This is a genomic window from Leptotrichia sp. OH3620_COT-345 (genome assembly GCF_003932895.1).
In the GTDB taxonomy this organism is placed as follows: domain Bacteria; phylum Fusobacteriota; class Fusobacteriia; order Fusobacteriales; family Leptotrichiaceae; genus Pseudoleptotrichia.
Genome location: NZ_RQYW01000242.1, coordinates 1 through 206, shown reverse-complemented (window position 1 = coordinate 206; position 206 = coordinate 1). Strand labels below are relative to the sequence as shown.

Below are 206 nucleotides of genomic sequence, written 5' to 3'. Positions count from 1 at the left end.
ATTGTAAGATTACTTCCGTCTCCCACTATAAATGTTGTCTGATTATCTACAAAGGCTCTGCTTCCATTTGTCTTACTTCCGCTTAATCCTATGGAATTTGGCATTCCCGTTGAACTTACTCCTACACTTATTCCGCTACTGCTTCCCGTTGTTGTACTTGTGTTCTGAACTGATACAAGCTCAAGGTTTTTTATGTTTCCTGTTAC

Annotated in this window: 1 protein-coding gene; it reads right to left on the bottom strand. The window is 39.3% G+C overall.

The features are described from left to right. Positions 1 to 206, bottom strand: a 206-nt coding sequence (locus EII29_RS11905) for a hemolysin (protein WP_125237641.1), incomplete at both ends; no start/stop codon positions are given.